We start from the raw sequence: 11,452 nt of genomic DNA, 5'->3' as shown, positions 1-11,452 counted from the left end.
GTTTAGGAACTCTTTTTAAAATTAGGATTTTGTAGCCTTACTCTTTTGTAAAAAAAAGCTCTTTGTGGTTTGAACTTAGGCTCCCAGAGTTTGATAGCACCATGATGAGTCATCTGGTGCATATTGACTAGACGCATGTTTAAAAGGGCTTTTTCTTTAGCTTCCACATCGCTCAAATTTTCTTTGATTTTGAAAGCTTGTATGGTTTGTTCCCATAATTCATGCTCTTTGGCTTGCTCGTTTAAAAAATCTCTGTAATTAATCTCGCCAACTCCCTTAACCCCACGAATATTATCCCCCTTATCTCCTACAATACATTGATAGTAGGCAAAAAACTGGGCTTCTCTTTTGCTAACATTAAAAAAAGTCTCTGTTTTCAAATTGAAATGAGAGCCACTATTAGAGTATAGGACATCTTTATCCATGCTGGCTATCACATAATGCTTGGGATTTTTCTTTTTATAAAAAGAGATAATATCGTCAGCTTCGTATTCAAAACAATGCTCGCCTTGAATCCTAGCCCCTTTTTTAAAAGGGTATTTTTCAACCAAAGCGATTTTTAAAGCCTTTAAAAGAGTTCTAAAATCTTCATCAAATTGACGGCGTTTTTTCTTATAATAATCGCATAATTGATAACGAAAACTCTCCCTACCCCTAGTGATGAAGAAAAGGGTTTTAGAGCAATTAGTCTTGCGCATGATAGACAGGATTTGAGTGGTAAGAAAGACTACACCCACTTCTTGTAGGCTACAAGTTGCGAATTTCTTAGGAAGCGTTTTGTTAGAAAGCAAACGCCTAACAATATTAGGAATAACACAATCAATATCCAGCAAAAGGACTCTAGAATGCCTTGATTTATAGCGTGCCTGTTTGATTGCTAATCCTTGTGTTTTATTTTTACAAACTCACTATTATAGCAAATAATAAACTCTTTTACTATTTTAAGAAGGGATTTTATTTAAGTGTGTGGGATAAAAACCCCAAATAAAATTTTATTTGCGGGGTAAATTGTATTTACGGCGTTTTTCCCAAAGGCTTTTACGGCTAATGCCAAGCTTGCTCGCCAGCTCAGTGTCAGTGCATGCACAAGAAAAATGTTTGATAGCTTCTTTTTCATATTCTTGGATAGAAAGAAATTGCGCGTTATTGTTGAATAAGGCTAGGGGTTTGTTTTCGCTTTCTATGGTAACAACTCTAGGAAAATCTAAAGGTTCTTTATGGGTATAAGACAGCACAATAGGGCATGAAAGAGCTAATTCTAGCAACTTGACTTGCTCATCTTTTTTGAGTTCTTCTAAATGCGTGATGTAAAAGGGGCGTTCCAATTTGTCTTTATTTTTGTATAACTCTTTCCAAGTCGTGTCTTTTAAAGAGAAGAAAGAAAAATCCATTTGTTTTTCTTTAGCATATTGCAATAAATAAGCGTTAGCAAGGTCTTGAGATTGCGTGTGAATCACAAAGGGCGGTCTGTAAGAGAAATCTTTAGGCAAGGGCAATTCAGCATGGATAAAATCCAAGTAATTTTCATAAAACCCAATGCGAGCGGTCATTTCTTGATAGGCTTTGTGGTATTGAATCTTACGCAACAATTCGTCCATTTTAAAAGGTTTTAAAATATAGTCTCTCGCTCCAGCTTGAATGGGCTTATTCACGCCATCTTCATTGACATGTGAAGCCATCATGATAATAATTTGCTTAGAGTTATAACGCACAAAATGCTCACAACGCCCTTGAGTGCAAACCTTAGAAGAAACTAAAATCACATCATAAGGCTCTTTGTTTTCTTGAGAAATGCTAGAGATAATCTCGCAAGTATGCCCTAAATCATGTAAATTGTGGGAAATGCTTCTTGCAAGTGCTAAATCGTCTTCAATGATTAAGATTTTCATCTATTTTTCCTTTATAGCATTTGATAATAAAATTTTCAAATCGTTTTCCTATAGCCCATACTCACATGCGCTTGAGCTAATAATCCTTCTTGTTTTCCAATAAAGCCCATTTTTTCCATCGTAGTGGCTTTGAGACTGATTTGAGATTTTTTCAAGCCTAAAAGACGGCTCAAATTTTCTAAAATCACCGGCTTATAGGGAGTAATCTTAGGGATTTCGCTCAATATACTCGCCCCAACTTCTAATAGCTCAAACCCAATACTTTGAGCAAAATCCAATACAATTTTTAAAAGCACGCTCGAATCAGCGTTTTTATAACGCTCATCATCATCTGCAAACCACTCTCCAATATCTCCAGCTTTAATCGCACCTAAAATCGCATCAATAATCGCATGCAAAAGGGCATCGCCATCGCTGTGGGCTTTTAACCCAAATTCACAATCCAAAGTAACCCCGCCTAAAACCATGGGTTTATTTCTAATGAAGGCATGCGTGTCAAAGCCTATACCTATGAAAGTGTCATTTGAAGGGTTAAAAAAAGGTGTAAAATGCTTCAAATCATCACTTGTAGTGAGTTTATGTAAATGGCTACTACCTTCAATATAGCTTACAAGGTTAGGAAAAGCTTGTAAAATAGCGGTGCTTTCGTCTTTAAACTCTCCTTGAGCTAAGGCTAATTGAAGTGTTTTGGTGTGGCTCAATTGCGGAGTTTGAATGAGTTTGATGGCTTCTCTGTCTAAAATTTCATTATAATAAATTGCACTATCATAGCATGGTAAGTAGGGGGCGATACAATAATGATTGGTTTGATTCAAAGTCAAAAACAAATTCTCAAGCACTTTTATATCTACCAAACCCCTAGCCACATCGCTTGTAAGCACATAAGCACTATCAATAATTTTTAGAGCATTATTCACAGACTCTTGTCGTGAGGCTCCGCCTACTACAAGCTTGATTTCTGGATAGTGGCGTTTGATATAAATATAGTCTAGCTCACTCACTACTAAAACAATTTCATCAAAGTCTAGGGCTTCTTTAAAGCTGTGATAAACACTTAGCCATAGGGGAGTATGACAAGAGCGTAGCCATTGCTTTTTAATCGTTTGAGAAAAACGCCTAGAATCTCCAGCACTAAGTAAGATGACGCTTGTTTGTTTGGCAAGCATTTTTAACGCTTCTTCATTGCTAAGAGAGTTTGTATTTTCTTCTAAGACCTCTAAAGAAACTTGAAAAGTCTCCCCATTTACTTTGATAAAAGACATGTCTAGCGTGTTATTTAACCAAAATAAGGCGATAGCCCTGATTCAAATCTAAAATTAAGAAGCGTTTGGGCTTACCTTTATATTTGTCTAAGGCATGGTTAAAATCAGCAATGCTTTTAATTTCAACATCTTCAATTCTTGTGATGATATTACCTTGTCTAAAGCCCGCTTGCTCTGCTGGTGAATTTTCATTCACTTGAGCGATAACCACCCCTTGTATATCATCGCCTAACCGCATGCTTTTTCTTGTTTTAGGGGTTAAATCTTCTGCTTTAAGTCCGTTTAACTGACCTTGTGCATCGCCTTGAGTGGAACTTGTTTCTTTCCTATTAGGATTTTTTCTCTCTGCTAGAGTGAGTGTGAAACTTCTTTCTTTCTTATCTCTCATAACCCTTAATGTAACCTTTTGATTAGGTAGCATAGAGCCGATAAGATTTCTTAATTCGTTGGTGTTTTTGATTTTTTTACCATTCACTTCAGTGATTAAATCCCACACTAAAATTCCTGCCCTTTTGGCTGGTGAGTCTTTTTCTACGCTAATAACAACCGCTCCCTCTTTATTGTCATAAGAATTTTGCAAATCGCTGCTCACATCTTGCAAGCCTACGCCCAAGTAACCCCGCTCAATTTTACCGGTTTTGATGAGCTGAGAAACAATATCTTTAACCATGTTAGAAGGAATGGCAAAACCGATGCCATGATTTCCACCGGTTTTGGAAAGAATGGCGGTATTGATTCCAATTAACCCACCACGGCTATCAATTAACGCACCCCCAGAATTTCCGGGATTGATAGAGGCATCCGTTTGAATGAAATTTTCGTAGCTATTAAGTCCAATGCCGCTTTTATTGAGTGCTGAAATAATGCCTTGAGTAACGCTCTCACCCACTCCAAAAGGATTACCGATAGCAAAGACCAAATCGCCCACTAAAATATCATTAGAATCAGAGAATTTAATCGTGGGTAAATTATCTTTTGTAATGCGAATCACAGCTAAATCGCTTTCAGAATCAGTGCCTACTAAAGTGGCGGAATATTCTTTATTGTTTCCTGGAATGGTAACTTTAATTTTATCTGCCCCATCAATGACATGGTTGTTGGTAACAATATAGCCATCTTTAGAGATAATCACCCCACTGCCTAAGGCTCTCTCCATTCTTTCTTTAGGCACCATACCACCTAAATCTCCAAAGAACTGCTGGAAGAACGGGTCGCTAAACATACCACCGCCCATAAAACTATTTTTAATCTTTTTTTCAGTAGAGATATTGACCACCGCTTTGATAGAATTCTTAATAGAATCATGATAAGAATAAATTGTATCATCTTTAGATGGAACGCTCACTCGCTCTTTGACTTTTGGCATGTCTTGAATCTGGATACTGCCAGCGTTCAAACTCAGTGCTAGAGTTAATGAAATAAAAAAGGCTTTCTTCATCATGTTGCTTCCTTAATAAGGCTAGATTTCAAAATTTAAAAAGAGATTATATCAAATCTTTTTTATTATTTTGATTAGCTTTTTGTGTAAAATAGTATCCAATGTAGCAGATAATGGCAAAAATAATGGTTAGAACCATTCCAATGCGTTGCTCTTTATCCATAGCAGAACCAATCACGCCGATGATACAACCTGTGATTCCTACGAGCTGTAAAAAGGGTAGAAAGGGGGCTTTATAGGGTAAATCATCTAGGGAATGCCCCGCTTTTAGATATTGTTTGCGGAAAGCATATTGTGAAATGGATACGCTAACCCATACGATAATTACCGTGAAGCTAATCACATTAATAAAGGCTTCCACAACGCTTTCTTTAGCGTAGAACTGAACTAAAAGCCCTATGAGAGAAAAGAAAATGGAAAAAATCATAGCATTTGTGGGGGTGCCTTGTTGGTTGAGTTTAGAAAAAGCCTTAAAAAACATTTTTTGCTCTGATAGCCCATAAATCATACGGCTTGCTCCATAAAGTCCTGAATTTGCAGTAGAGAACATAGCTGTGATAATAACCATATTCATCACATCAGCTACATAGGGAATGCCCATGCCTACAAAAGGTAAATTAATGCGTTCCAAAACGCTTACAAAAGGGCTTTGTGTGATAGAAGAATCATTCATGGGTAAAAAGACTGAAATCACAAACACAGAGCCTAAAAAGAAAAATACAATCCGCCATAAGGTCGCTTTAATCGCTTTTGGCATAACTTCACTTGCATTTTTAGTCTCTCCTACAGCAACGCCAATGACTTCTGTGCCGGTAAAAGCAAAAATGACAGCCAGCATGGCACTAAAAACAGCCGTGCTTCCATTAGGAAAAAAGCCCTTATCGCCAAAATGAAAATTATCAAAAATAGAGTTAAACCCATTCAAATAGATTTGATAAAGAATGCCCACAACTCCAATGGCAATAAAAAAAATAACCGCTAAAACTTTAACAAGGCTAAAAACAAACTCCCCTTCAGCAAAAATTTTGACTGAAAAGAAATTTAATAAAAAAACCAAAAGAATACAAGCAACAACCCAATAATGGATAGGAATGTCAGCAAACCAGCGTTGCATAAGCATGCCTATGGCGATATATTCTAGTGCAACCGTTATGACCCAGCCAAGCCAATACATCCAAAAGACCATGTAGCCTGTGCCAGGACCTATGAATTTAGCCGCATAGTCTCCAAAGCTTCCTGTGGTTGGATAAAAGCTTGCTAATTCGCCCAAAGAGAGCATGATGCAATACACCACAAGTCCCCCAAAACAATAAGCAATGAGAGTGCCTAAGGGGCCTGCACTAGCGATATTACCTCCTGTTCCTACAAAAAGCCCTGTTCCAATCGCTCCTCCAAAAGCAATCATCAAGAGATGACGCATTTTGATGTCTCTTTTAAGCTTGCTTTGTGAATGCGTTGTGTTTGTATTGTCCATGCGACACCCCTTTGAAAAATGAGAAAATAGCTTGAATTATAACAAAAAATAAAATGATAATTTAGGTAACTTTCTCAAAGAGATGATGATGAAAACTTTAAAATTAAGATTTATAATATTTTATGGTGTAGTCTAGTCCTGAGTAAATCGTTGCAAAAACAGCTACAGCCACAAATACATGAGCATAAGCTAAATTAGCGAGCAAAGAGCTAATGGCTAAGACTTGAAGAGCGGTTTTGTATTTGCCTAGTTTGCTTACAGGAATATCTTTTTTTTCATTAGCAGCTAAGACCCTTAGCCCTGAAATAAAAAACTCACGCCCCAAAATAATAAAAGGAATCCACGCATCCACACGCCCCAAATGCACTAATCCTAAAAAGGCACTTAAGATAAGCATTTTATCTGCTAGGGGGTCAAAGATTTCTCCAAAACGAGATTTAGCCTGATAATTTCTAGCGATATAGCCATCAAGTAAATCTGTAAATGCGGCAAATAAAAAAACACAAGAAGAGAGCATATTTATTTCAAAAAAACTTAAGTGGTTGAAATAAGTGTGCGTGTTTAATAATAAGAACAATAAAAATAAGGCTAGAATAATGCGTAAAATCGTCAGTGAGTTGGGTAAAAGTTTTAAAAATTTCATGCTTTAAAAGAAACTTGTGAGAATTTTAAAAACGCACGCCCCAAAAAAGTAAGAGCCACGCACATCAAAACCATAGCGACCATTAAAAAAATAACATTTAGGCTTGAGTGGAGTAAAATGCCTAAAAAAGCAAGCATAAGACTAAAGAGCAATAATCTAAACCCCATAAAAAAATGCTTGTCTTGAGTGCAAAGGCTTAACTCTCTATAGAGCTTGTATAGATAAAAAATAGAGACACCATTACCTATTAATGAGAGCGTATTTTTAGCATTAGGAAGAAAGTAACCTAGTAGAGAGCATAGAGCAATGGCTAAAAAACTGAAGACAAAATTTTCAAATAAACATAAATTATGCGTAATTTTAGCTAACTGATAAAACCCAATCGCTCCAGCAATAAATCCTAAAACACATAAAAAAAGAGCGAGCAAAATAGCGTAAGTTAAAAAATCTTTATTCACAAATTGCGTAGAGACTTGAAAGACTATCGCCCCTTTGAGTGCGATTAAAACTGCACAAAGAATGACACCGCTTAAAGGAGCAAAAAAATAATAGAGCAAGCATTTTTTCACTAATTGCAACTCTTTGCTGTGGTTGATATGGATAGTATTTTGCAAGAAAAGTCTTTACTTAAAGGTGGTTCCACCATCTACAACAATGGTTTGACCTGTGAGCCACCCACTCTGCTTTTCATCGCATAGAAAATAAGCTGCTCCAGCCAAGTCGTTAGGGTTACCCATGCGTTTTAAGGGGGATTGCTCTTCTACTTTTTGTTTGATTTCAGCGTAGTCTGGAAATGCCTTTAGGGCATCAGTATCAATAGGTCCACCACTAACAGCATTGACTCTAATATTAAATTCACCCAAATCGGTAGCGGCGTATTTTACCATGGTTTCTACAGCGTTTTTAGAATTGCCATGCCCGGCGTAATTTGGCATATAAACAAGATTTCCTGTAGAGCTTAAGCTTACAATCGCCCCACCACCAATCTTTTGCATGCGTTTTGCTGCTTCTTGTGCCCCCACAACAAATGCTAAGACCGTTGCGGTGTAGATGTTATTTAACCCCTTAGGTTTTAAACGCATAAAGGGGGCAAACCCTCCTACAACCGAACGCCCATAAATAATTGCATTAGAGATAAAGAAATCCACCCTATCAAAATCCGTATCAATTTGTTTAAAAAGCTCACTGTATTGTTCAGGCTCTAAAACATTAAGGGGATAGGCTTTTGCTTGAACAGAATATTGCTTTTTGATGTCATCTATAATTTTGTTAGCTTCTTCAACATTCTTATTGTAGGTGAAAGCAATATTCACGCCATTTTGAGCAAAACGATATAAAATAGCCTTACCGATACCCCTTGTAGCACCACTGATTACAAGTGTTCTGCCTTTCATATGGTTGATGTGGTTGGTGTGGTTGCAAGAATTTGAATTCATAAAATAACCTCATATTGTTGTAAAGTTTTTTCTAAAAGTTTAAAAGTTTCCTTACTTGGAGCTACTAAGGGTAACCTATAGTTAGGGTTTTTAATCAGTCCAGCTAGATGCATGGCCGTCTTAATAGGAATAGGATTAGTTTCTGCAAAAAGCGCTTGATGCAAATCAAAAAGTTTGTTTTGAATTTCTAAAACCTCTTGGTATTGTTTATTTAAAGCATGAGATACCATTTTAGAAATTAAGTTTGGCATTAGATTTCCGGTTACTGAAATCACGCCACTACCACCTGAAAATATAATGGAGTGATTGAGCAAATCCTCGCCACTAAAAATTTTAAAATCCTTTTCATAGTGGTGCAATTCTATCACTCTTTTTAAAGACCCTGAAGCTTCTTTAATGGCTTTAATATTAGAAACTTCTCTAAAGAGCCTAAGAGCGGTTGAAACTTCAATAGATACACCCGTGCGACTTGGCACATCATAAAGCATTATAGGAATTTCAACAGATTGAGCAATGGTTTTATAATGTTCAAATAAACCTTGTTGAATGGGGCGATTATAATAAGGACTCACACATAAAATCGCATCTGCACCTATTTTTTGAGCAAATCGTGCCAAAGAAAGAGACTCGCTAGTAGCGTTACTGCCTACTCCAGCTAATACTTTCATATGTGTATTGTTGGGCGTGGGGGTGTTTTTACAAGTTTCCACAGCGATTTCAATGCAACGCATATGCTCTTTGTGAGTGAGTGTAGCGGACTCTCCAGTCGTACCTACAGGAACGCATGCATCCATGCCTTGATAAATTTGGCGTTTAATCAGAGCTTCATAGGCGATTTCATCAACGCTCAAATCTTTTTTAAAAGGCGTAATTAACGCACTAGCCGAACTAAATTGCATGCCAAATGACTCTTTTTAAGGTTTCAAAAACACGGTGGTTGATTGAGCGTCTTTAAAATATTCATTAGCTACACGCACCAAATCGCTCACCTTTAAATCTAAAAATTGTTGCTGATAGCTTGTGAGTCCTTGAATATCATTTTGCACCAAGTAATCCGCAAAAAGCCCCGCCACATCGCTAGAATTTTCTAAATTAGAAATAAAATCAGCTTTTTGATTAATCTTTAGCTTGTCTAACTCAGACTGAGTGATTCCACCTTTTTTAAGCTTTTCTAAAAGCCCCACGATTTCTTTTTTCAGAGCCTCGGCCTTAACATTAGGATTACCCCCAGCAATAAATAAAAATACGCTTTCATCTTGTAATTGCATATTATGAGAGAAGGCCTGAGAAGCTAAGCGTTTCTTATCTACTAATTCACTTTGAAGCCAAGAGCTATTACCTCCACTCAAGAGCATGCTCAACGCATCTAAAGCCACCTGGTCTCTATGCTTGAAGGCAGGTACCTTATAGCCTAACGCCACCCATTCTAATTGAACCCCTTCTTTATGCACAACTGCCATTCTAGCCCCATCTTGCTTAGGCTCTTTCATATGGGGGCTTGAAATAGCTTCATCATTGAGATTCTTCAGGGATTCAAAGTGTTTTTTGGTGAGTTCAAAGACCTTTTTGGAATCAACATCACCTACCACTAAAACGATAGCATTCTTAGGCTGGTAGTAGAGCGAATGAAATTTTTTGATGTCTTCTAGTGTCCAATTTTGAATATCTCCCATAAAGCCAATGGGCGTCCAATGGTAAGAATGATAAACATAAGCGGTATTAAAGAAACGGAAGTAAAGCATGCCAATAGGAGAATTATCAGTCCGCCATAATCTCTCTTCTGCAACCACTTGACGCTCAGGTAAAAACTCATCTTCTTTCAAATTCAAAGAACCCATAGTTTCAGCAAATAGCTCTAAAGATTTATCTAAGTTAGCCTGACTGGTTTTAATAAAATAACGTGTTACATCAAAGCTTGTAGAAGCGTTACTCACGCCACCAAAACGCTTGACGGTTTTATCAAATTCGCCGGCCTTGAGATTTTTAGTGCTTTTAAAATTTAAATGCTCTAACATGTGAGCGATACCGCTCTTGCCCATGATTTCATTCCTAGAGCCTACCTTGTAAAGCACATCAACTTCTATGACCCCACTTTTATTGCTTAAGGGAACGCTTACAACCTGCAATCCATTTTTTAAAGTAATGCTCTCATGTTTGGGTAAGTAAGACTTTGCGTGCATGCTTGCTCCTAATGTTACTAACAAGACAGAACAAAGCCCCAAAAATCTTTTACCAGAAGACCCAAAATAATTCATCTTAAATTCGCTCCTACAGCCTCTTTGACGCTAGAAAATCCATCTCTTTGAAGTAATTTTACCAAATCTTTAAGAATATTTTGGCATAAATTTGGCCCTTTGTAAATAAAAGCACTATAAATTTGCAATAGGCTCGCTCCCATTTTAATCCTTTCATAAGCTTCTTTGGCATCACTAATTCCCCCTACAGAAATGAGAACACTCTCTTTAAAAAAGGCCTTAGCTAATTCTTTAAAAATTTCACGACTTTTCTTGCTCAAGCATTTTCCACTCAAGCCCCCCACTTCTTTAGGAGCACTTACAAGGCTTGTGTCAATGGTAGTGTTTGTAGCAATAATACCATTTGCTCCCGCTTCAATAGCACTACTTACAATTTCTAACATGTTGTCTATTTCTAAATCAGGGGCGATTTTTAAAAATAAGGGCTTATGAGTCATTTCTTTAGCCATACAAAAAAGCTCGCTTACAAACGCTTTGTTTTGTAAATCTCTTAAATTAGGGGTGTTAGGCGAAGAAAGATTGAACGCATAATAATCGCCGATACTAAGACATTTGGTTAAAACGGCTTTGTAATCTTCTAGGGCATGAATTTGTTTAATGTGTTTATTCTTGCCCAAATTAATACCGATAGGGGTTTTATAGGGGGCAAAGCGATTGAAAGCCCTAACCCCTAAAATGGCTCCGTAATTATTAAACCCCATAGCATTTTGTAAGGACTCTTCTTCAATGTGTCTGAAAAGTCTAGGCTTTTCATTTCCACTTTGGGCAACATTTGTCAAAGTGCCTGCTTCTAAGTAGCCAAAACCAAATGCAATTAAAGCCCTAAGCACCGAAGCATTTTTATCAAAGCCTGCGGCTAATCCTAGGGGGTTAGGGAAATTTAAGCCTAAAATCTCATTCTTAAGTCTAGGGTCTGTGTAGCCAAACTTAGCGTGAGTTAAAGTGCACCAAAAAGGCGTTCTAGAAAGCACTCTTAATGCCTTACAAACTCTTTCATGAGCAACCTCAGCATCTAGGCTAAAAAAATATTTTTTCAATAATGGATAAAACATTAT

At 37.1% G+C, this 11,452-nt stretch carries 11 protein-coding genes; all 11 read right to left on the bottom strand.

Annotation, left to right across the window (positions count from 1 at the left end):
- Positions 1-2 precede the first annotated feature (2 nt).
- The 11 genes from HCD_RS06105 to HCD_RS06055 all read right to left on the bottom strand — a co-directional run bounded on the left by HCD_RS06105 (position 3) and on the right by HCD_RS06055 (position 11,449).
- On the bottom strand, positions 3-833 hold the full coding sequence (locus tag HCD_RS06105) for a 5'-3' exonuclease (RefSeq protein ID WP_014659705.1): 831 nt from the start codon (positions 831-833) through the stop codon (positions 3-5).
- A 159-nt stretch (positions 834-992) separates the two neighbouring features.
- Complete coding sequence (locus HCD_RS06100; protein ID WP_014659704.1) at positions 993-1,889, bottom strand: OriC activity response regulator; 897 nt, start codon at positions 1,887-1,889, stop codon at positions 993-995.
- 35 nt (positions 1,890-1,924) lie between these two features.
- Complete coding sequence (locus HCD_RS06095) at positions 1,925-3,151, bottom strand: bifunctional 2-C-methyl-D-erythritol 4-phosphate cytidylyltransferase/2-C-methyl-D-erythritol 2,4-cyclodiphosphate synthase (RefSeq protein ID WP_014659703.1); 1,227 nt, start codon at positions 3,149-3,151, stop codon at positions 1,925-1,927.
- A gap of 10 nt (positions 3,152-3,161) precedes the next feature.
- The gene (locus HCD_RS06090) at positions 3,162-4,592 is read right to left on the bottom strand and encodes a DegQ family serine endoprotease (protein WP_014659702.1); all 1,431 of its coding nucleotides are present in this window, start codon (positions 4,590-4,592) and stop codon (positions 3,162-3,164) included.
- 43 nt (positions 4,593-4,635) lie between these two features.
- On the bottom strand, positions 4,636-6,063 hold the full coding sequence (locus HCD_RS06085; protein ID WP_014659701.1) for an amino acid permease: 1,428 nt from the start codon (positions 6,061-6,063) through the stop codon (positions 4,636-4,638).
- 103 nt (positions 6,064-6,166) lie between these two features.
- Positions 6,167-6,706 carry a CDP-diacylglycerol--glycerol-3-phosphate 3-phosphatidyltransferase gene (gene pgsA / locus HCD_RS06080; protein WP_014659700.1) on the bottom strand — a complete coding sequence of 180 codons (540 nt, stop codon included), beginning with the start codon at positions 6,704-6,706 and terminating at the stop codon, positions 6,167-6,169.
- A complete protein-coding gene (locus HCD_RS06075; RefSeq protein ID WP_014659699.1) occupies positions 6,703-7,320 on the bottom strand; it encodes a hypothetical protein in 618 nt (205 codons plus the stop codon). Before HCD_RS06075 ends, pgsA begins: the two co-directional genes overlap by 4 nt.
- A gap of 9 nt (positions 7,321-7,329) precedes the next feature.
- Positions 7,330-8,142, bottom strand: coding sequence for an enoyl-ACP reductase (locus HCD_RS06070; RefSeq protein WP_014659698.1), 813 nt, complete (start codon positions 8,140-8,142; stop codon positions 7,330-7,332).
- Complete coding sequence (gene dapA, locus HCD_RS06065) at positions 8,139-9,041, bottom strand: 4-hydroxy-tetrahydrodipicolinate synthase (protein ID WP_014659697.1); 903 nt, start codon at positions 9,039-9,041, stop codon at positions 8,139-8,141. Before dapA ends, HCD_RS06070 begins: the two co-directional genes overlap by 4 nt.
- A 15-nt stretch (positions 9,042-9,056) precedes the next feature.
- On the bottom strand, positions 9,057-10,397 hold the full coding sequence (gene pqqE / locus HCD_RS06060; RefSeq protein WP_014659696.1) for a zinc protease PqqE: 1,341 nt from the start codon (positions 10,395-10,397) through the stop codon (positions 9,057-9,059).
- Positions 10,394-11,449, bottom strand: coding sequence for a quinone-dependent dihydroorotate dehydrogenase (locus HCD_RS06055; RefSeq protein ID WP_014659695.1), 1,056 nt, complete (start codon positions 11,447-11,449; stop codon positions 10,394-10,396). Before HCD_RS06055 ends, pqqE begins: the two co-directional genes overlap by 4 nt.
- Positions 11,450-11,452 lie beyond the last annotated feature (3 nt).

The sequence above is a fragment of the Helicobacter cetorum MIT 99-5656 genome (genome assembly GCF_000259275.1).
Lineage (GTDB): Bacteria > Campylobacterota > Campylobacteria > Campylobacterales > Helicobacteraceae > Helicobacter > Helicobacter cetorum.
Note: the sequence above shows the minus strand (reverse complement) of the source record. Positions and strands in the feature narration are given on the sequence as shown.

Excerpts from the sequence above, each read along its gene's own strand:
- HCD_RS06100 (WP_014659704.1), bottom strand. The coding sequence starts at position 1,889 with ATGAAAATCTTAATCATTGAAGACGATTTAGCACTTGCAAGAAGCATT.
- HCD_RS06095 (WP_014659703.1), bottom strand. The coding sequence starts at position 3,151 with ATGTCTTTTATCAAAGTAAATGGGGAGACTTTTCAAGTTTCTTTAGAG.
- HCD_RS06090 (WP_014659702.1), bottom strand. The coding sequence starts at position 4,592 with ATGATGAAGAAAGCCTTTTTTATTTCATTAACTCTAGCACTGAGTTTG.
- HCD_RS06085 (WP_014659701.1), bottom strand. The coding sequence starts at position 6,063 with ATGGACAATACAAACACAACGCATTCACAAAGCAAGCTTAAAAGAGAC.
- pgsA (WP_014659700.1), bottom strand. The coding sequence starts at position 6,706 with ATGAAATTTTTAAAACTTTTACCCAACTCACTGACGATTTTACGCATT.
- HCD_RS06070 (WP_014659698.1), bottom strand. The coding sequence starts at position 8,142 with ATGAATTCAAATTCTTGCAACCACACCAACCACATCAACCATATGAAA.
- dapA (WP_014659697.1), bottom strand. The coding sequence starts at position 9,041 with ATGCAATTTAGTTCGGCTAGTGCGTTAATTACGCCTTTTAAAAAAGAT.
- pqqE (WP_014659696.1), bottom strand. The coding sequence starts at position 10,397 with ATGAATTATTTTGGGTCTTCTGGTAAAAGATTTTTGGGGCTTTGTTCT.
- HCD_RS06055 (WP_014659695.1), bottom strand. The coding sequence starts at position 11,449 with ATGTTTTATCCATTATTGAAAAAATATTTTTTTAGCCTAGATGCTGAG.